Genomic DNA, 18,595 nt, shown 5'->3' on the forward strand with positions numbered 1-18,595 from the left:
CCTCTCTATCCCAAGAAATAGATGCTTTCTTTTGGAATAAACAGGGAGATTTCTTCCCCGCGCCCACGCACCCGATGACCTTGATTGACGAACATCGCTTTCAGCTGCTGTCCTGCCACCTGCGATACATAGTTCACGCTCACGCCCGTAAATTCGGAAATCACTACGTTACCGTTGACCACATTGTCCTTGGGCTCTCCTGGCAATGCCTCACGAACTGATTCCGGACGTATGGACACGGACACGTTCTTGCCCGCTTCAAGCTTACAATCCGGCGAAGCATTCGCAATCAAACCTCTCAGACTAAGACCCGGAGCGAAGCGAACAATCGCTTCGTTACCCTCAATTCGTTCTACGGTTCCTTCCCATAGATTGGACTCCCCGATAAAGGAAGCGACAAACGGATTGACCGGACGATTATATATTTCTTCTGGACTTCCAATCTGTTGGACAACTCCACCCTGCATGACCATGATTCGATCAGACATCGCCATCGCTTCGGCCTGATCATGGGTCACATAGATTGTGGTAATTCCCAGTTCCAGTTGAAGTCTCTTAATTTCAATTCTCGTTTCTTCTCTAAGCTTCGCATCCAAGTTCGATAACGGTTCATCCAAGAGTAAAATTTGCGGTTCGATAACAAGCGCGCGAGCCAAGGCAACCCGCTGCTGCTGGCCGCCGGACAACTGATCAATTCGGCGGCTGCCGTAGCCTTCCAAATGAACTTGCTTCTGTGCACGTTCGACACGCTGAACAATTTCAGATTTAGGGACTTTTCTTACCTGTAGACCGAATGCGATATTTTCAAATACGGTCATGTGCGGAAATAAAGCATAGTTTTGAAATACCATTCCCGTATTTCGTTTGTTCGGGGGAAGCGTGGTGACATCCTGATTACCGAACACAATACGACCTTCGCTTGGATAGTAGAATCCTGCGATCATCCGCAATGTCGTTGTTTTGCCGCAGCCGCTCGGACCAAGAAAGGTGAAGAACTCCCCCGGTTGAATCCGTATATTAACGTCTGTAACTCCTTTGACGTCTCCGAATTGTTTACTTACATGATCCAGCATGACCTCTATCAAGTAGGCTTCCTCCTTAGGTAAAATGATCAGGCGGAGTGGCTCCTCCGCCCGAATGTATTATTTCGAACCCTTTCCTTTGATGTTCTCATCCCAATGTTGCATCCATTCTTTCTCTTTCTCCGCCATAACAGCCCAGTCGATCGTAAGCGGTTTCAGTTCAAGCCCTTGCAACCATGCCGGAAGCGTATCTTTGCTGATGTCCGTACGCGTTGGGATTTGGAACAGCTTCTCCGCAAGATCTACACGCAGCTTGGAGTCAAAGAGGAACTCGTAAAATTTCTTCGCTGCATCCATGTTTTTCGCGCCTTTGACCACACCGACGCCATCAACCAAAATAGGCGCACCGCTGGCAGGGTAGATGAAATCAAACGGCTGCTTCTGTATTTCCTTCTGGAGCATAATATCCTGCAGGTTCCACAGCGACAGCGAGCCCTCCTCTCGCGCTAACTTCAGATACAGATTGGTCGGGTCTTGCGCATATTCCTTCGTATTCGCGTCCAGCTTTTTCAGCCAGTCGTATCCTTTTGCAGGATCACTTGCGTCTTGACGGAAAATCATAGAGGAGTAAATCGTTCTCATCGTTCCGGAAGCGAGTACACCGCGAATAATAATTTTGTCCTTATATTTAGGATCCAGCAGTTCATCCCAATCTTTAGGCGCATCTTCTTTCTTCAACACGTTGGAGTTGTACATGATCACTTCCGGCAGCAGCATTTCTCCATACCAGCGATCCTGTCCATCTTTGTACATCGCAGGAATGCTATCGGCGAAGCTTGGTTTTACGCTTTCAAGCAGCCCTTCATCTGCAGCTGTCATCAGCGATGATTGTGTACCGCCCCACCAGAAATCCGCCTGCGGGTTCGCCTTCTCCCCACGAACACGCTCCAATATTTGCTGCGCCCCCATGGTAAGAACTTCGACTTCCATTCCCGGATTTTGCGCTTCGAACTTAGGGATAATTTCTTCCACGACGTTCTTATCTCTGGCCGTATAAATGACCAGCTTCTGCTTGTCGGATCCCTTATCTCCCGATTTTTGGCCACCTTCAGAAGCGCTTCCACCGCAGGCCGTGACCGTCAGCATCGTAATGCTGAGAACTGTCCCCATCAACCACTTTTTTGCTTTTCCCTTTGAACTTCTCATGTCTTGCCCCCTCAATTAAAATGTTCTTCGTTTTTCTTGCTTTATCGCATGAATTCATCTTCGATAGATGAAATGATGCAGATTGACCAAAAATCGCCTGAATGCGTGTTCTTATTTGCGAGGGTGACTAATCGGCGAGTGAGATGTAGGCAGTCCAGAAAGTTCGTTCCTTGAACCCTTGTGAAGGAGAGACTCCAATAAACATGAAGTTAATGTGGATGTTTAGCTTACCTTTGGAATCTAGGCGTAGATGGAAAGGCCTCCAGTGTGCAATGAATGGCCCCAATGAGTCCTGCTTGATCGCCTAGCGAGGCCATCTTAATCTGAGGAACGGAAGGAACCCAGTCGTTTAACCATTGTTGTATTTTATAAATCCCTTCGTCCCCGATATGCAGCATTTCTCCGCTGAGAATCAAAAGCGCCGGATCCATCACACTTGTTAGATTGGCAATGCCATAGGTCCAGTGCCGGCAGATGTCGTCGAGCAGTGTCTGAGCTTCTTCACTCCCTCGACCTGCTTGGTCAACGATTTGCTTGACAATGCTCAATCCCTCGTCAATCGAAGGAAGGACGTCCTTAGCCTTGTCGTGTATGGCACGTACGGAATAGTTTCGCTCGAATACGCCATATTCTCCCTTGGTCTGATTCCCGACTGGCCCGACCATCATATAACCGATCTCACCGCTTGCTTCTTTGGCACCGCGGTATAACTGTCCGTCGATCATAATTCCGGCACCGATCCCAGTACCCGCATACATATACACCAGATTGGAATGCCCGACGCCAATGCCCTTATGAAATTCACCGAGTGTCATCAGGTTCACGTCATTGTCAATGACTACGGGCAGTCCCAAGATTTCTTCGATCTCCTGTTGCACCGGCAGCCCCATCCACCCCGTACTAGGGGCGTAGCTAACTGTTCCAGCGCTTCGTTGGGTAATACCTGGCAAGCCCAGTCCCATGCCAAGGAGCCATTCTTTCTTGAATCCGCTTTCATTGAGCAGGGCCGCAATCCCTTGCTTGATACTCTGGATCGCCGTCTCACCAGTCATCGGATGCGGTAAACAAGTCGTGCGTTGAATCAACAGCTCCCCTTTCAAATTGGCTATGCCCAGTTGCAGCGTGCTGCCTTCGAATACCGCGCCAATAACACCGTAAGCTTGAAAGTTATATTCCAGGAGGATGGGCTTCCTGCCGCCCTTTGATTCTCCCATACCGACTTCGCTAATTAAGCCTTGCGTAATCATCTCGTCAACTAGAGCTGATACGCACGGACGGCTTAATTCCGTTAACTTCGCCAAATCAGCTCTTGATACCCGGGGGTTTTCTTTTAACTGATGAAGAATTCCTTCTCGGTTAATATGCTTCACCAGCTTGGCGTTTCCTGTTTGGCCTTTGTCAATCAATCCGTAGTCCCCCCTTTTGTTAAGTTAAGTAAAATTAGGTTAGTTAAATTTTTGTTAGTTAAAATTATTAACAAAGTCTTATTGGAAATAGTTTATTGTATGCGCTTCCAATTTGTCAACAATAATTTTTCCACATATTTCTATCTCTTTAAATTGTCTCGGAAAACCATTTCGTCCGTTCCAAAAACTTGCATGATCTAGCACAAATAACAAAAAAAGCTGGAGCTTCTCATTGTGAGAGGAACCAGCTTGTTGGGTTATGCTATAGATTGGACATCCTATTCGACGGGATATGCAATTTTTTGGTTCATCCGTTCTCCGAGTTACATATGGCTTCAAGCGAAGCCTCCACTCATTCATCCCTTGTTCGATCAGCGAATGGAACGTATCCACCTTCACACTTGTTCCGTCCTTCAGCTGAATCGTACATTTCGCATATCTCCCTCGTAACACGAAATCAATCACCTCCATCCTTTCCTCTCATCCTTTTCATTCCTTAGGGTTAACTGTATGGATTCATGATGAAGTCCCTTGAAGATAGGCTCAAAAACGTTTACAATGAGGAGGAATCGACCAGTACACGATCGAAGTTATGCTTCGACACACTGAAGGCAGGTGGAACCAAATGACTGAAAATCAAGAACCGAAAAAAATAAACTTAGCCGATGCCATCAAACAAAAGCTTGCTCAAAAAAAGGAGCAGCAATCCCAACAAAAAAATCAATTTAATGGTGGCGGCGGAGCTAAAAAGCTTGTCTCACAGAACAACAAGAAGCCCAATAATCAGAGACGCCGGACTGGCGGATCTTAGAGGAGAAAAGACCGTCTAACGGTCTTTTTTTCATTGAAAAAGGTCCAAGCTAGCCCTCTTAGAGGACTAGTCTGGACCTTTTCACTATGCTTCACAAATGCGAATGCTCCATTTTAGGATGTAGTTGCTTTTTTCGCTGCAGCTGAACGCTTCGATTTCCGTCCTTCGAATTTCAGCTTTCGTTGGAAGTAACCCAAGATAAGGTCTGCTGCGATCGCAAGGAGTGCGGCAGGAATAGCACCTGCATAAATTCGCATCGGATTCTGATTGTTAATCCCTGCGTATATTTCTCTGCCTAGACCATCTCCACCGACAAGTGGAGCAATCGTAACCACACCAATCGCGATAACAGCAGCAATTCTCAATCCTGTCATGATATACGTGAGAGAAAGCGGGAATCTGACCTTGATCAGCAGCTGCAGCGGGCTCATCCCAATCCCCCGTCCAGCTTCAATATAGCTTGGATTGACCTGTTTCAATCCCACATACGTATTCCGAATAATCGGATTCAACGAATAGAATAGAAGCCCGACAATGACCGTCTTCGATCCTAATCCAATCCATAACATTAATAAGACAAGCAGCGCCAAGCTCGGAATCACCTGGAGCACACCGGCAACAGCTAGTATTACCTTAGCAAGCTTTTCATTGCGCGAACACAGAATCCCTAGCGGAATCCCTAGTATAATCGCTAGTCCAACACCGCTTCCGACCATAATCAAATGCGATACAAAATACTCCCACAAGAGCCCAGAATTCCGGCTCATATACGACAATAAATCTCCGATCGTCCATTGATAATCCATATGTTCCTCCTTTCCAGCAACAAAATACTAGTTTTCTTTCAGATAACCTTGATCTTTCAAATATTGAATAGCGACTTCACGTTCACTTTTCTTTTCGATATCGACCTTATAGTTAAGATCAATCATGGTCTGCGCATCAATCTTACCTATAATTTCGCTAATGACCGCTTCGATCTCTGGATGCTTCGTTAATGCATCATTGCGAATCACCGGCGAAGCGTCGAAAGGAGGAAAGAAATGTTGATCATCCTCTAAAGTTACCAAATCATAAGCCTTCAATCGTGGATCCGTGGAATATGCCAATACGATATCGACTTGATTGTTCGCTACCGCTTGATAGACCAAGCTCTGCTCCATTGGATACTCCTTGCTGAATTTGAAGCCGTAGGCTTTCTGGAACGCAGGATAACCATCGCTAGGCCGTTCCATCCATGTCGTATCCACACCCAGACGCAAATTACCCGCATCTTTCATGACATCTGAAATTTTCTTATATCCCTTCTCTTCCGCTAACTCTCGACGAACGGTAAAGGCATACGTATTCTCAAAACCTAAGGAATCCATCCAACGAAAATCAAACGTCTTCTTAAATCCTGCTTGGGCTTGTTGAAGGACTTTATCCCGATCTTTCGTGTCTTCAACCGGGAAATACCCATTAAAAATCTCCCCGCTATACAGGGTTCCCATATCAATATCACCGCGTTTTAACGAGGTTAACACCAGCGGACTTGCAGCAAGATCTGGAATTACCTTCACCTTAAGCTCGGTCCGATCTTCGATCAGACCTTTATACATCTCAGCCAGTATTTTCGTTTCGGTGAACGTCTGCGTACCTATGATAATTTGATTCGCTGGACCGCAACTCGTCAGCAGCACCGTCATCGCAAGGAACAGACCGACGATACCGGCGGCTAATTTCCTACGCTGTATGAACATAAACATATCCGATACCTCCCCATCCTGTTTACGCTGTTTCCGAACGCGTGCGACCGTATTTTTTGGTGAGCACACGCTCCATCCAACCTAATAAAACATCCGCAACCAATGCTAATAGAATCGCACCGACAGCTCCTGTGATGATCAATTCCAACTTATTCACACCCAAGCCGGAGACAATCAATTGTCCTAACCCGCCTGCACCGATCAACGTAGCCAACGTGGCCCAACTGATAATATATACGGTTGTAATCCGTATCCCCGACATAATATACGGTAGGGATAATGGCAATTGAATTCGCAAAATACGCTGCAGCGTGCCATACCCCATCCCACGCGCCGATTCGAGCACATTAGCATCTACAGACATGAATCCATCATACGTGTTCCGCAGAATGGGCATAATCGAATATAAAAATAAGGCAAAGATGGCCGGCTTCATCCCAATACCCAACAGTGGAATCAGGATAGCTAGCAACGCTAAGCTAGGCACGGTCTGAAGTAGATTCGCGAAGAAAAATACGATACTGTTAATCCACTTCATACGGTTATATACGAGCAGGATTCCTAAAGGAATCGATACGATACATCCCAACACGACCGACGTTGCGGTAATCACAAGATGTTCCTGCAAAGCCGCAGCCATATCGCCTCCACGCTCTTGAAAAAATGTAATCAACCACGCCATGCTTACGCCTCCTCTCCGAGACCCGAAGCGAGTTGCTCCACAATTGTCGGATAGACTTCATTCAAATGCTGGACGATACTACCGCGTGTCAGCAGTCCCACTAAACGTCCATCCCCATCGACAACAGCCAGATTGGTTAAGCGATGATTGCTCATCATCTCAATGGCTTCAGGAAGCGACGTACCTGGTGCAACTTGATATCCGATAGGCCGCATCACATCCTTCACCGTCTTGTTCTCTTCTCCAAATTGATTCAGAATACGGTATATCGAGACAATCCCTAACAGCTTGCGATGACGATCCACAACGAATAGGGAGTCTACCTTGCGTCCTGACATGATCTTCACGGCTTCAGCAAGTCCGCGATTCGGCGGAGTCGTAGCCGGTTGTGTAACCATCACGTCATCGACCGTAGTGACACGGATCGACTCTTCTATTTCAGGTGTCTCCGCCTCCAGTCGTTTCTGACCAATGAATGCCCGCACGAAATCGTTGGCTGGATAACGAAGAATCGATTCCGGCGACCCTGTCTGAACCACGCTGCCATCCTTCATCATCACGATCGTATCCGCAATCTTAATGGCTTCATCCATATCATGCGTAACGAACACGATGGTCTTATTCAGTTCTTCCTGCAAGCGGATCAATTCATCCTGTAACTGCTCCCGACTAATCGGGTCTAATGCACTGAAGGGCTCATCCATCAAGATAATATCGGGGTCGGCAGCAAGCGCGCGAATGACACCGATACGCTGTTGTTGGCCTCCGCTTAATTCCGAAGGATACCGATCGCGGTAGACTTCGGGGTCGAGGTTGACCATTTTCATTAATTCTTCAACACGTGACTCAATTTTGGATTCTTCCCATTTCTTCAAATGCGGAACAACAGCGACATTTTTCCCAATGGTCATATGCGGAAACAGACCTACGTTCTGAATGACATAACCAATATTCCGTCGAAGCTCCACTGGATTTTTTTTCGTAATATCTTCGCCGTTAATGAGCACCTTCCCTGACGTAGGCGTGATCAATCGGTTAATTAACTTCATCGTCGTCGACTTTCCGCAACCACTTGGACCAATAAATGCGGTAAGTTCCCCTTTTTTAAGGGTTAAGTTGATATCTTTCAACGCGTGAAAGCCATCATCGTATACTTTGTTTACTTGTTGAAATTCAATCATTTACCATTCCCCCATCATTGTAATTTGATCTGCACAACATGAAACCGTTTTAAGCTTCTTGAAACATGTAAAGATAAAATGTAAATAAATGTTAGGAATCCCCCCTTCTTTCCCATGATCTAAAAAAATAAAACCCTAACAAAGCGGCATGCCGTTACGAAGACGGTCATCCCGATGTCAGGGTCTGTGGAAAAATAAAAAAACCTGAAATAATCAGGTCTAATCATGTGATAAATTACATTCATTTATGACGACCCATCTCATGCTGACGAGGTTAGCTGACGGACTCGGTAAAGATGGTTTCCTACGCAGCCATGCGCTGCGATTCGCCCCAATAGGTGGTTCCCCCGTATTTCTATTCGAAAATTTAGCATGTATTAAGCATAGCGAACATTCTTTGATACGTCAACCATCATATCCGATCATTCCCGTCGGAAAATGAGAAAACCTATACTTTCTTTTGTGATCAAAAAATGGGAAAAGAGAGCTTGTGACAGATCTTTCAACCTCGAATGGGCTATGATTGACGAAAAAAAAGTGTACCTAGCAAGACACCACATACCCACAAGGTGAAATGTCGCGCCATATTAGCTGCACTTTTACAGATTATAAGCGAGATTATATTATTTGCCCCCTTTTTCTTGGCTTATTCTATGTAACTGTGTTTGGTTACTGGGATCATGTTGTTGGTTTATTTGTCGGCAATAAGTGGAGAAGTCTGGTGTCTGTGTCAAGTCGTAGGACATTATCTTCTTGATGATGGTTTCAACAATGTTTTGCTCAAGGTCATCCTGACGGTCTTTCTTAATTTTTTGTCGAGCGCAACGGATCGTAGGCAAAAATGCTGTGATGATTTTGGAGAGAGCTTCGTTGTCGCCACCCTGAGCTCGCTGGACTAGATCGAATAGTTCATCTTCCATGGCTTTCCTCGCTCATTGTCTTATGAATGACATCAGTGAGTCGCAAAATGCTCTCTGTTAAAACCTCCAGCTTTTTTTCAAATCGTATAAGCAAGTACCCTGTAAGTACGATTGGAAATCCAACTTGTTTGCTTTGATTTCAATAATCGCATGGCCGATGTGAACGACAAAAGAGGATGTCGCGGGCGGAGCAGCTGATGTAACAGAAAGAGGCAGCCATTGGGGTATACCAAATATTAATACTTATGATAATCTAATTCTTTTGTACTATATTATAGAGAAGCCGTCGATCATCAATCCATTTTTCCGAAGAAGTTTAAGCAACTTTTTCTTATTATTTACGTCGGTTATAGAAAATAGAAAAAGGTGGTAAATGATTATGAGGAGAACTTTTGTACTATTCATATTAGTTTCAAGTTTATTATTAATGATGGGTATGTCAAAACCAAGTACACCAAAAATGAATATTAATGGTCAAATAGTAACAGATCTCAAGCCGCTTATTATCAACAATACAACGATGGTTCCAATTCGCGTCCTTGATTATTTAGGAAAGTATCAGATCAAGTGGGAGACAAAGTCTAAAAAAGTAACAATCAGTAACGAACAGACTAGTATTCTACTGAAAATAGGTAGTAAGAACGCTCAAAAGAATGGTGATGAATTACAATTAATGCAGGCGCCAAAAACCTATAATAATTTGACTTATGTTCCTTTAAGATTTATTGGTGAAGCATTTGGATACTCAGTAGACTGGAATGTTCAAAATAATGCAGTAATTATTGTGAATACTGATCCGAATATCACTAAGGAGTATAAAAGTGTCGATTTAGCTACTTCTCGTAAAGGGGCAATTCAATTACCTCAAATTACTTTATTTGATCCTTCCTTTTTACCAGAAGGTAAAAATAGTTCTTATATTTTTCCCGAGAATGATTCTTCTCAATTTTTTTATGTAAAATCCAATTATATTTATTTTTACGAAATAAAAGAGAGTTATGCACTATTAAAATGGCAAGCCAAAATAAATCTTGAACAAAAAACTACATCAAATGATACCCTTTCAAAGTATTTTGGTTTTGCATTTACTTCTCAAGTTGGAGAGATGCCTAAATTGAATCAAAGACTTACATTTTTTAATGATGAAATATCTGTTTACGATCGTGGGAAGTACGGAATCATTGATAAAAACGGAAAGACAGTAGTTACTCATGAAGTAAATGCTAAAAGCCTCGATGATATCCTAGTAACAATACCTGAAGAAATTACAGAATAAATTAATTCTCTGAATAATTAATAAGCCCCTCAGTACGAGGGGCATTTTCATATAGAGTAATTCGAATTTGTTTAGATCGATGCAGTAATAATACCATTTGAGAAGGAACTAGCACATGTGTAGTTATCTGGATCTGGCATATTAGCACTGGAGATAAGAAACCAGTTGGTGAAGGAAAAAGGATACTCCGAAGAAGAGTTGCCGACCAACCAAACGTTAAACACCAAAGTCAATTCACTTGGATATAAGCCTAAGAAGGTAAGAAAAGTAAAGCCGCTCAAGAAAATCAAGGAAACCGACGCCATTTGGGATTTTAAATGTAACAACGGATAAACTCGCCTTATTGTTTACCAAGTCGAAGGTGAGGCAGATTTTATGGTGGATGCAATCGAGAAGTTTTGGATAGAAAGCGGCTATGATGGGACGAAGGATACCCTCATCATCTATGCCGACAACGGTCCAGAGAACAACAGTCGCAGGACGCAGTTTATGAAGAGAGTGATCGAATTTTCGGCACGTTACAGTGTGAAGATCATCATGGCATACTATCCGCCTTATCATAGCAAGTACAATCCGATTGAGCGTGTGTGGGGAAAATTAGAACAGCACTGGAACGGTGATTTACTCAGCAGCGAAGAAATCGTTTACGCCTTTGCAGAATCTATGACCTGGAAAGGCGTAAATCCAGTCGTAACCGTAATTGATCAAACGTACGAAAGTGGAAAGAAGTTAAGTAAGAAGGAAATGGATGTGTACGAAACGATGATCGAGCGAGATGAGAAGATTGGAAAATGGTTTATCAATACTCCCCGAGCAATGTAAGGAAGCTTTAAATATGGAAATATGCACATAGGAAACCATCCTTGGGGTAAGGGGGATTATGTCCATTTCGGGTAAAATCCGAAAATGAGTTACCATTCCTGTAATTTCCTTCTGGATGAAGCCTCCGGATTTATTGAAAATGGATTTCCAGTTACTAAGAGTGTCGAATTGATCTATTATTTTTTTGGATGTGCCTAATGTGTTTCGTAATATGTTTATTAATACCGTTTTGGGAAATGGTTTGTAAATTGTTAGAAGTATTCGAATAGACGAGGGATAAATCCTAACGTGTCAGTGAACTCCTCGAGAAGCAGAAGGAGTTATATATTAGCCTGGGTGTCGCCCCGCCAAACTCGTTATGAGTTGGCGGGAATCTAGGATTACAAATGAAAAGCTCGCACTGGCAGGGTATTATGACTTCCCTGCGCAGTACGAGCGACTACGTCAATTGCACTTAAACGGTTGAACCGCCGTATACTGAACGGTACGTACGGTGGTGTGAAAGGTCGGCTACTCAACTAATGGGTAGCCTCCTATTCGATTTTGGTCCAGCTATTTCAGTTGTTAAAAATAACACTTCGAAACGTAGAACAGGCAATCGTTGGAGTCATTATTCTAATTTTTAGTAGTGAATTACTATGAAGTAACTTAAAACAAATAATTTTTTTAAAAACAATGGCTAGTTAAAGTTCTAAACAATAAGAACTTCAACTAGCCATTTACTTTATGGCGTTACAAGCTCATGGTTATGGTTATGCCCCTTCAGCTCGATTCTATAATGTCCAAAGGTTTTTTTTCGATCATCAGAGCTTGGATCGCCAAAGCGTTGATAGCCAAATGTAGAGATACCGTTAACATTAATTGGCCAATCATGGACCTTACCTTCTGTGTCAAATCCATAATAAAATCCAGGCTTACCTAAATAATCAGAAGACCATTGTCCATTGTTAAACGTTGCAGATTTTAAATTGCTTGTTTCATGAGGATCGGGTATACCACGCTCATATCTCGTCAAATAATAGACATCGTTTAGATATGTTTTTACCGCCTTTATCGGTGCTTTTTCAATCGCTACCCTTGTAATCACTTCTCCATCCACACGGTATAAAATATATTCCTGCGTTGTGTTCCAGGCATAATTCAAATAAAAATGGCCCATATCTGTATTAAACCATATATCCCCCTGTCGAACCGGGTTTTTATCCTCAATCAATTCCTGATAAACAAAAGGCTCGAAAGTATAGAAATCATTGCTAAATAATAATTGACCGTTTTCTTTGATGACTACCATAAAACGGTCACTATAGACAATGGATTTTCCTTGGTATAGCAATTCATAAACTTTGATAAGATTAAGGTTTTCGATCGCCGTGGCGTTAACATCCCTAATTATAATCAAACTATATGGTTGAATCGCTGCATTTTTTAAATAGACTACTTTTTTATTAAATGCCTCGCCAATATACCTTAAAGGAATATACGTTGAATTGTTGTAAATGCTTGCGGCCACATCCATTTCGCTCGATTTACCGTTTATAGAAATATTTTTCTTTCCTATTTTCGAGAAAATGGTTTTATTAGCATATTTAATAGTAATGGACTGATTTTTTGTATTAAAATCTACCTTTGCACCAAAGCCTTCAGAAATAAAACGAAGGGGGACTAATGTTCTTCCATCTTTAACAATCGGCTGAACGGCTGATACCTTCTGCCCATTAATAAATGCCATGGAGCTTTCAGGAGAAAGAACCATACTATTTTTCAAGTCATTTTCTGTTACATCTTCATAATAGTCATGAATATTTTCCGCGTGTGCCGTATAACCAAAAGCTAGGAACAATGTAAAAGTGAATAATGTGAGGATAACTTTTACTTTCATTACTACACCTCTCAATGATGAATTTTTTATTTTGAAGATACATATATGTCTTATTACATTCGACATGAAAGGTGAAATTACTGCAAAAGAAGTTGGTCCCCCAAAAAAACTTTGGGGGACCAATAATGAATTTTTTATTTTAAAGATGCATATACCTCAGCGTTACCAAAAAGTCAACTCAAATCCGTAGACGCTATATTCCGCTTCTTTAGATTCTGTGTCGTATAACTCGGAGAATCCATAGGTTATGAAATGCCAGTCCGTTGATATATGCTAATGCAATCTAAGGGGTCGTTTCCCCCTGACGAATATGGTATCAATGTACCATAATGCTTCGGCTCCAAGTTGCCGTATAGCTTTGCTATCGCGTGATCGATCGCATCCCAGCCCGATGAGCTTGTTTCTTCAACGAGCATTATTCTTCCTTCCATTTAATATTAAATCTATGTAAGTATCGTGCAATTGCTGAATGGATATTAGCGGCAATAAGCCTAGTGTAATCTTTAAAAAATAAAAGAGCTATCCGATGGATAGCCCTGCATACGTATACTTCTTAGCTCTTCCCGCTACTTGCCTTTCGGCAGTACTTCAACCGCAATCTCCGCCCATTTCTCCGAGCTGTACGGCGATGACTCTCCCCCTACGAACATCTCCGGGCTAAGTATATTAATCAAATAAGAGCCTGGCTCATTGATCGCGATCGACCCACTAAACTCTCTATTCTCGTTCATCTGAACGTCTATTTTTTTGCCGCTTATTTGATAGTCTCCATTCTGAAACTTCATCAATTGAAATCCAAGAACCTGACTCTGAATATATTCCGTAATGACAGATCCGCTAATCTCTATGGCTTCTCCAGCCTGTACCCGCAGGTAGCCTTGTGTTGGCTTATTGAACACGATATTATTCGCATACGTATCATGGGTATATCGGACAGGAATCAAGGATGGATCCTTAACGATCCGATTGACGATGATGTCTGCAGATGGATTGTCACTGGAATAAATCTGCAGCGGATTCGGTCCTGGACGGAGATCAACGGAAAACTCAACCCGACTAAATTCACGATTTCCAATTTTGATCGACTTGTCGATGGTTTTCTTTGTCCCTTTTAACGATATCTCAGCGTTGACCATTCCGCCAGTTCCCTGGCGTTCCATTAAATAAACGTCTCCGTACCCTTTTTGAACCAATGCACTGAACGTGATACGACCCGCCTCTGTCGTATAGGCAGGGTGCAGGACCTTCGCTGACATCTCATTCCACGTCAACTGCAAAGTCCCCTGGCTCCAGTTATAGTTGATCCCCATCCGCGGCAACATTGAAACTGGAACATACAGCGTATTGCTTTTCATAAACGGTGGCAGAATCTTCTGCGCGTCATCGAGCACTGTAAGTTTGCCGTTCGATTCATTATATAGTTTGGGGCTGTCAGGCTTGAAATGAATGGTCGAAAAGTAAGTCGGATGATCTGGGCTAAACTCGACCCAATAACTATTCGTTTTTGTGCTTTTCATGATCTTTCCAACATGCGCTAGCTCCAGCCACTTGATCGGTAAGTAGAGGCTCCCGTTCTTCATAAGCAGCGGAGAAGCTTTCAAGGACTTCGAATCCAACGTGATGGTTGACTTGTTCAATTTTGCAGATATTTTGTGCGGTATCATTTGAAACACGGCCGCGTCATTTTCAATGATCGGCAGCTCAGATATCGATGCCTGAGCATAGCCAACCTGTAACGGAAGGACAACAGAAGCAAGCAACCCGACACAAATCAATAATTTTGTAATCATTCGTAGCACGACGTGAACACCACTTTTCATTTTTTTATATAGACGAATAATGTTGCAAAATGTTGCGGTGCAACTCAAATATAATAGAGCGATCAAAATAATTAAATGCGACTCCGCGTTAATGTGTTATATTGAAGTATTCTTCTTCATTTGATTCGCCACGTAGAAACAACTCCAATCTATCAAGCAGGATATCCGATTTACGGCACCGTGATGATACTTCTATGTAAAAGTCCCGGAGTACTCCTTTTTTATTCCAATTCATGGAACATCCGAGCCGGAAGAGACGTTTAAACAGTAAGCAGCTATTCTATCAGAAAGGATGGTTCTATTGAACAAATATTCCTTCACCAAAATGCTGACTTATGGAATGATGACCGTGGTAAGCGTCTCATTATTTTTTAGTCCGATCGCACCTCCAAAGCAGGTAACAGCGGATTCCGTTAGTAGTTCAACTGCTGGTTCTTCGCAAATGTTCAAGGTGGGCGACAAAGTTACACTGCAGATGAATACAGCTTATTTTCCGACCCAACTAACTGGGAACAGCAATCCACGAAATCTTCAGATTGAGTATTATGGCAAAAAGGGCGAGTCATTGAAAGTAGAATTGGTAGCTGGAGAGATGGTTGGTGTGGAGGATGACAGCCGCGGTACCTTGTGGATTCCCGCCTGGTACGTTACGAAGGAATCTGTAATAACCAAGAGCATCTCGCCTATGACAGTAACTTTGAAATCAAAGCGGAGTTTGTCCATGACACCGGGCAGTAATCTGAAGATGTGGGATACGAAAAGCAACATCTCGTATACCGCGGTTGCCCAGTGGAAGGATTGGTATGGGGTTCTTGTGAGCCCATCCGAATGGCAGCAGGATTCTAAGATTTTCCGTCCAGCTTTGATGTGGGTACAAGCGAAGGATATCGAATCCAAGAAGACACTTCCTGAAGGGTTATGGAACGAGAACTCGAACATTTCGAGCGGTATCATCCGGGAATTGGTAACCTACATGCTTAAGGACGGGGATGATTCAGCATCCATACTCAAGCTGCTTGGCACACCGCAAGTGAAAGAAAAATCGGAAAATTTGCAGATGGATGCAGAGGCGCCGATACAGCTCGGCGAGGCTTGGAGATACGAGCGTGAGGATGCACAGTTTATTGCTACATTTTCCAAGTCAGGTAAGCTGAAGCGCACTAAGTGGATACTGCCCAGTGACACTTATCGAAGATCCGGACGCACCTCTGGAGACGACTATCATTTCACCTACGATTTCGTAACCACGCCGATCGCACGTACGCTAAAAGCCGATCCAATATGGAGAAATCAAGGGGATTTGAACTTTTCGTATTTGATCGGGGGAAATAAAGATGTTCTGCTGCTTAAAGGGGATGACGGAGGATTCAGCGGCATGCATTATAACTCTTCGCTTTATGCTTTGAACCGGAAGACCAGCAAAAAGCTATGGCAGCAAAATGCGGGATTTGGCGGGTTTACGGCCACAATGGATTCGGAGCATAAATATGTAACGATGTATTCCGCTATTAATCCTGATATACCAGATTACGAGGATCGTGTCCGTCACATTCGTGTGGCGGATGGCAAAATCGTGTGGGAGGTAAAGTTAAAGAAGAATGGCGGTTATAGTATGACAGCTGCCGATCGAGCCATCATTGTGTATGACAATTGGGAACCTGATTTAAAAAACAGTACGGTGACCGTATTGGACACCAAAACAGGGGTTGTACGCTGGAAAAAGGCGCTTTCAGGAAAATACCGTATTTTGAATCAAGGGGTGGATGATCCGTACGTACTCATTCAACAGGATCAAGAGCTTAAAGCGTATCATTCGATCACGGGAAAAACGACCTGGAGCTTGACAGTGAAGGGAAAACAATTAGATGATCCGACTAGAAACCCTTATTACACGGGGGGAAAACGGATTGAACCGTTGGCACAAGCAGATTCCACCACAAGATGGATTTTACTTGGAGATGAGTGGCTGCTGCTTAACATCAAAACCGGTAAGGCTGAGGCTGTATATCCAGCAAAACCTGATGAATTATTTGAAGTGCTGGATCAGCGTTATCTTCTTGTGCAGCGCGGACTGGACAATCGTGCGGAAGATATTGTGAGTATACTCTATGACGCTGTGGATCAGCGGGAATTGTGGACGTTGAAGGGTAAGGCTACTAAAGGAGTAATCGAAGGCAGCACGATCTATCTAACGCTAAATGGCATACCTGCCGCAGTTCATAAAGAAACCGGCGAGGTACTGTGGAAGATGAGGATGACATCTACCAACAATGAGGATCTATCACATCTAGTCTACAGCAGTTATGCGGTGTTGGATCGTTATTTGCTCATTCAGTATGCTTCCGATCTATTCGTATTGAATAAAGAGGATGGTAGTCTGCTTGGAAGATTGCAAGATGTTCGTGCAGGAAGTGCCGAGCTTCGCGAGCAGGATGCTAGAAACGGTGCGCTGAATGCGACTGAAGCGGAGGTTTATGTCGGTACGGCCAATGGCGCATTTGTGCGATATGATGCGAAGGCATTGGAGCGATTGCTGGATCAAGTGGACTGAATGAGTGGGATCAAGAAAGTAGCAAAAATAAAGAAATGGCAGTGTAGGAATAACCTTCTACACCGCCATTTTTTTATTTTTCGTATTTTTTTATGTAGCACCTGTCCCCTTATTTCCACCACTTATAATAAACGGTTGCATTCCCCGCCGGGCTTGTGATTTGCGGGTCAATGACCAAAGTCTTATTACTCACCGTAACGGAGATTTCCTTCTTATTCTTCTCCGCCTCATCCACTTTCTTCAAGAAGGCTGCATCCACCTTGAACCCATATAAATTCAAGATATCCAGCATCATATTTCTTTGCGTAATATCCGCGGCATTAGATAGCGATACCCCGCTGAAAGACATGATTTGCTGTTCAAATTGAACGGCTACCGCAGTGTCGGTATCTGCCTGTTGAAGCGTTTTCGATAAAATAATCTTCGAATTCCCATCATCATAGATTCGATATCCCGTATATTTCGGGAATACTTGCTTGCGTATCGTTATGTACATTTGATCTCGATAGCTATCCCAAGCTGTTGGCAGCTTCGGCAGCTTTGCTTCAGCGGACGCCTCCTGAGGACGATCATACAATTCCTGCATCCCGTGATCCATCAAATTTCGGATGAGCTGCAGCGCTTCGGCACGGGTGATTGTATATCCGCCCATAAATCCCTGAATCGTATTTTCGCCTTTCACACGTCCCGTGGCATACTTTTTACCTAGTAGATATTGAATCGCCTGATTTCCTGAGTAGTTGACCCCATCCGCACTCGAGACTAATTCTGCGATATGCGCGCGTGTCGCATAGGTGCTCCGTTGCTTCACATCCGCATACCCGTTTAATGGATAATTTTTGAAATAAAGGTGATTGTAGTACTTGTCCGACCAATGATCAGAGATGAACTGATCCTCCAAATCCTTGCCGGTAATCCCTACATACAGCATTCGGATAAATTCAGCCTCGGTTACATTCTGATTCGGCATGAACATGCCGTTCGCGTACCCTTTAACAATACCTTTTTCTACGCCCCACTCAATCGTTGTTTTTGCCCAATGATTTTCCGTATCTTTGAAAATGACGCCTTCCGCCGCTTGAACTTGTGTCACAAACAAGGTTGCAGATACAAGTAACGCCGCGCCTAGGACTAAAAGCCTTTTCATCTGATGACCTCCATCTGGTTGTTAGTTACCAAGAAAACATTCTAACGGTGTCGATTTCTGTCGGTCAAGCGCAGAAATTGTCAATTGCCAAAGTTGATCGAAACAGCCTATCTAAGCGCGCGAA

The 18,595-nt window shown here is 43.4% G+C and carries 14 protein-coding genes, 3 pseudogenes and 1 riboswitch; of the genes and pseudogenes, 4 read left to right on the top strand and 13 right to left on the bottom strand.

The window, feature by feature from the left end:
- Positions 1-5: 5 nt before the first annotated feature.
- The 3 genes from BVG16_RS25645 to BVG16_RS25655 all read right to left on the bottom strand — a co-directional run bounded on the left by BVG16_RS25645 (position 6) and on the right by BVG16_RS25655 (position 3,634).
- On the bottom strand, positions 6-1,085 hold the full coding sequence (locus BVG16_RS25645) for an ABC transporter ATP-binding protein (RefSeq protein ID WP_078502046.1): 1,080 nt from the start codon (positions 1,083-1,085) through the stop codon (positions 6-8).
- Between the two features lie 57 nt (positions 1,086-1,142).
- Complete coding sequence (locus BVG16_RS25650) at positions 1,143-2,228, bottom strand: extracellular solute-binding protein (protein WP_078502047.1); 1,086 nt, start codon at positions 2,226-2,228, stop codon at positions 1,143-1,145.
- A 227-nt stretch (positions 2,229-2,455) separates the two neighbouring features.
- Positions 2,456-3,634 (bottom strand): ROK family transcriptional regulator, encoded by a 1,179-nt coding sequence (locus BVG16_RS25655; RefSeq protein ID WP_078502048.1) that lies wholly within the window; start codon positions 3,632-3,634, stop codon positions 2,456-2,458.
- 625 nt (positions 3,635-4,259) lie between these two features.
- Here BVG16_RS25655 and BVG16_RS25665 point away from each other — a divergent pair.
- Entirely contained in the window at positions 4,260-4,445 is a 186-nt protein-coding gene (locus tag BVG16_RS25665) for a hypothetical protein (RefSeq protein WP_078502082.1), read from the top strand.
- Positions 4,446-4,558: 113 nt separating this feature from the next.
- Here the strand turns inward: BVG16_RS25665 and BVG16_RS25670 are convergent, their stop codons facing one another.
- The 6 genes and pseudogenes from BVG16_RS25670 to BVG16_RS25695 form a co-directional block, all read right to left on the bottom strand.
- Positions 4,559-5,251 (bottom strand): ABC transporter permease, encoded by a 693-nt coding sequence (locus BVG16_RS25670; protein ID WP_078502050.1) that lies wholly within the window; start codon positions 5,249-5,251, stop codon positions 4,559-4,561.
- 27 nt (positions 5,252-5,278) lie between these two features.
- On the bottom strand, positions 5,279-6,193 hold the full coding sequence (locus BVG16_RS25675) for a glycine betaine ABC transporter substrate-binding protein (protein ID WP_408635382.1): 915 nt from the start codon (positions 6,191-6,193) through the stop codon (positions 5,279-5,281).
- A 22-nt stretch (positions 6,194-6,215) separates the two neighbouring features.
- Positions 6,216-6,875 carry an ABC transporter permease gene (locus BVG16_RS25680; RefSeq protein ID WP_078502051.1) on the bottom strand — a complete coding sequence of 220 codons (660 nt, stop codon included), beginning with the start codon at positions 6,873-6,875 and terminating at the stop codon, positions 6,216-6,218.
- 2 nt (positions 6,876-6,877) lie between these two features.
- A complete protein-coding gene (locus tag BVG16_RS25685; protein ID WP_078502052.1) occupies positions 6,878-8,056 on the bottom strand; it encodes a betaine/proline/choline family ABC transporter ATP-binding protein in 1,179 nt (392 codons plus the stop codon).
- A gap of 247 nt (positions 8,057-8,303) precedes the next feature.
- Positions 8,304-8,439, bottom strand: a riboswitch (cyclic di-AMP (ydaO/yuaA leader).
- 240 nt (positions 8,440-8,679) lie between these two features.
- The gene (locus BVG16_RS25690) at positions 8,680-8,976 is read right to left on the bottom strand and encodes a helix-turn-helix domain-containing protein (protein WP_078502053.1); all 297 of its coding nucleotides are present in this window, start codon (positions 8,974-8,976) and stop codon (positions 8,680-8,682) included.
- A pseudogene (locus BVG16_RS25695) lies at positions 8,966-9,091 on the bottom strand (YvrJ family protein); the annotation flags it as partial. The pseudogene BVG16_RS25695 and the gene BVG16_RS25690, both read right to left, overlap by 11 nt.
- 264 nt (positions 9,092-9,355) lie before the next feature.
- On the opposite strand from BVG16_RS25695, the gene BVG16_RS25700 reads away from it, so the two are divergent.
- Both BVG16_RS25700 and BVG16_RS34215 read left to right on the top strand, forming a co-directional pair.
- Positions 9,356-10,252: a copper amine oxidase N-terminal domain-containing protein gene (locus BVG16_RS25700; protein WP_158081793.1), complete on the top strand. Its 897-nt coding sequence runs from the start codon at positions 9,356-9,358 to the stop codon at positions 10,250-10,252.
- Positions 10,253-10,402: 150 nt separating this feature from the next.
- A pseudogene (locus tag BVG16_RS34215) lies at positions 10,403-11,105 on the top strand (ISAzo13-like element transposase-related protein); the annotation flags it as partial.
- A gap of 693 nt (positions 11,106-11,798) precedes the next feature.
- Here BVG16_RS34215 and BVG16_RS25710 read toward each other — a convergent pair.
- From BVG16_RS25710 to BVG16_RS25720, 3 genes and pseudogenes are all read right to left on the bottom strand, one after another.
- Positions 11,799-12,953 (bottom strand): copper amine oxidase N-terminal domain-containing protein, encoded by a 1,155-nt coding sequence (locus BVG16_RS25710; protein WP_078502057.1) that lies wholly within the window; start codon positions 12,951-12,953, stop codon positions 11,799-11,801.
- 168 nt (positions 12,954-13,121) lie between these two features.
- A pseudogene (locus tag BVG16_RS25715) lies at positions 13,122-13,369 on the bottom strand (suppressor of fused domain protein); the annotation flags it as partial.
- A gap of 150 nt (positions 13,370-13,519) precedes the next feature.
- Positions 13,520-14,752 carry a hypothetical protein gene (locus BVG16_RS25720; protein WP_078502058.1) on the bottom strand — a complete coding sequence of 411 codons (1,233 nt, stop codon included), beginning with the start codon at positions 14,750-14,752 and terminating at the stop codon, positions 13,520-13,522.
- A 313-nt stretch (positions 14,753-15,065) separates the two neighbouring features.
- Here BVG16_RS25720 and BVG16_RS25725 point away from each other — a divergent pair, with 313 nt between their 5' ends.
- Entirely contained in the window at positions 15,066-17,324 is a 2,259-nt protein-coding gene (locus BVG16_RS25725) for an outer membrane protein assembly factor BamB family protein (RefSeq protein ID WP_408635383.1), read from the top strand.
- 109 nt (positions 17,325-17,433) lie between these two features.
- Here the strand turns inward: BVG16_RS25725 and BVG16_RS25730 are convergent, their stop codons facing one another.
- Positions 17,434-18,471, bottom strand: coding sequence for an S-layer homology domain-containing protein (locus tag BVG16_RS25730; RefSeq protein ID WP_078502059.1), 1,038 nt, complete (start codon positions 18,469-18,471; stop codon positions 17,434-17,436).
- Positions 18,472-18,595 lie beyond the last annotated feature (124 nt).

Source organism: Paenibacillus selenitireducens (genome assembly GCF_002021565.1).
Classification (GTDB): domain Bacteria; phylum Bacillota; class Bacilli; order Paenibacillales; family Paenibacillaceae; genus Paenibacillus_K; species Paenibacillus_K selenitireducens.

Coding starts and splice junctions, on each gene's coding strand:
- BVG16_RS25650 (WP_078502047.1), bottom strand. CDS start 2,228: ATGAGAAGTTCAAAGGGAAAAGCAAAAAAGTGGTTGATGGGGACAGTT.
- BVG16_RS25665 (WP_078502082.1), top strand. CDS start 4,260: ATGACTGAAAATCAAGAACCGAAAAAAATAAACTTAGCCGATGCCATC.
- BVG16_RS25670 (WP_078502050.1), bottom strand. CDS start 5,251: ATGGATTATCAATGGACGATCGGAGATTTATTGTCGTATATGAGCCGG.
- BVG16_RS25675 (WP_408635382.1), bottom strand. CDS start 6,193: ATGTTTATGTTCATACAGCGTAGGAAATTAGCCGCCGGTATCGTCGGT.
- BVG16_RS25680 (WP_078502051.1), bottom strand. CDS start 6,875: ATGGCGTGGTTGATTACATTTTTTCAAGAGCGTGGAGGCGATATGGCT.
- BVG16_RS25685 (WP_078502052.1), bottom strand. CDS start 8,056: ATGATTGAATTTCAACAAGTAAACAAAGTATACGATGATGGCTTTCAC.
- BVG16_RS25690 (WP_078502053.1), bottom strand. CDS start 8,976: ATGGAAGATGAACTATTCGATCTAGTCCAGCGAGCTCAGGGTGGCGAC.
- BVG16_RS25700 (WP_158081793.1), top strand. CDS start 9,356: ATGAGGAGAACTTTTGTACTATTCATATTAGTTTCAAGTTTATTATTA.
- BVG16_RS25710 (WP_078502057.1), bottom strand. CDS start 12,953: ATGAAAGTAAAAGTTATCCTCACATTATTCACTTTTACATTGTTCCTA.
- BVG16_RS25725 (WP_408635383.1), top strand. CDS start 15,066: ATGGTTCTATTGAACAAATATTCCTTCACCAAAATGCTGACTTATGGA.
- BVG16_RS25730 (WP_078502059.1), bottom strand. CDS start 18,471: ATGAAAAGGCTTTTAGTCCTAGGCGCGGCGTTACTTGTATCTGCAACC.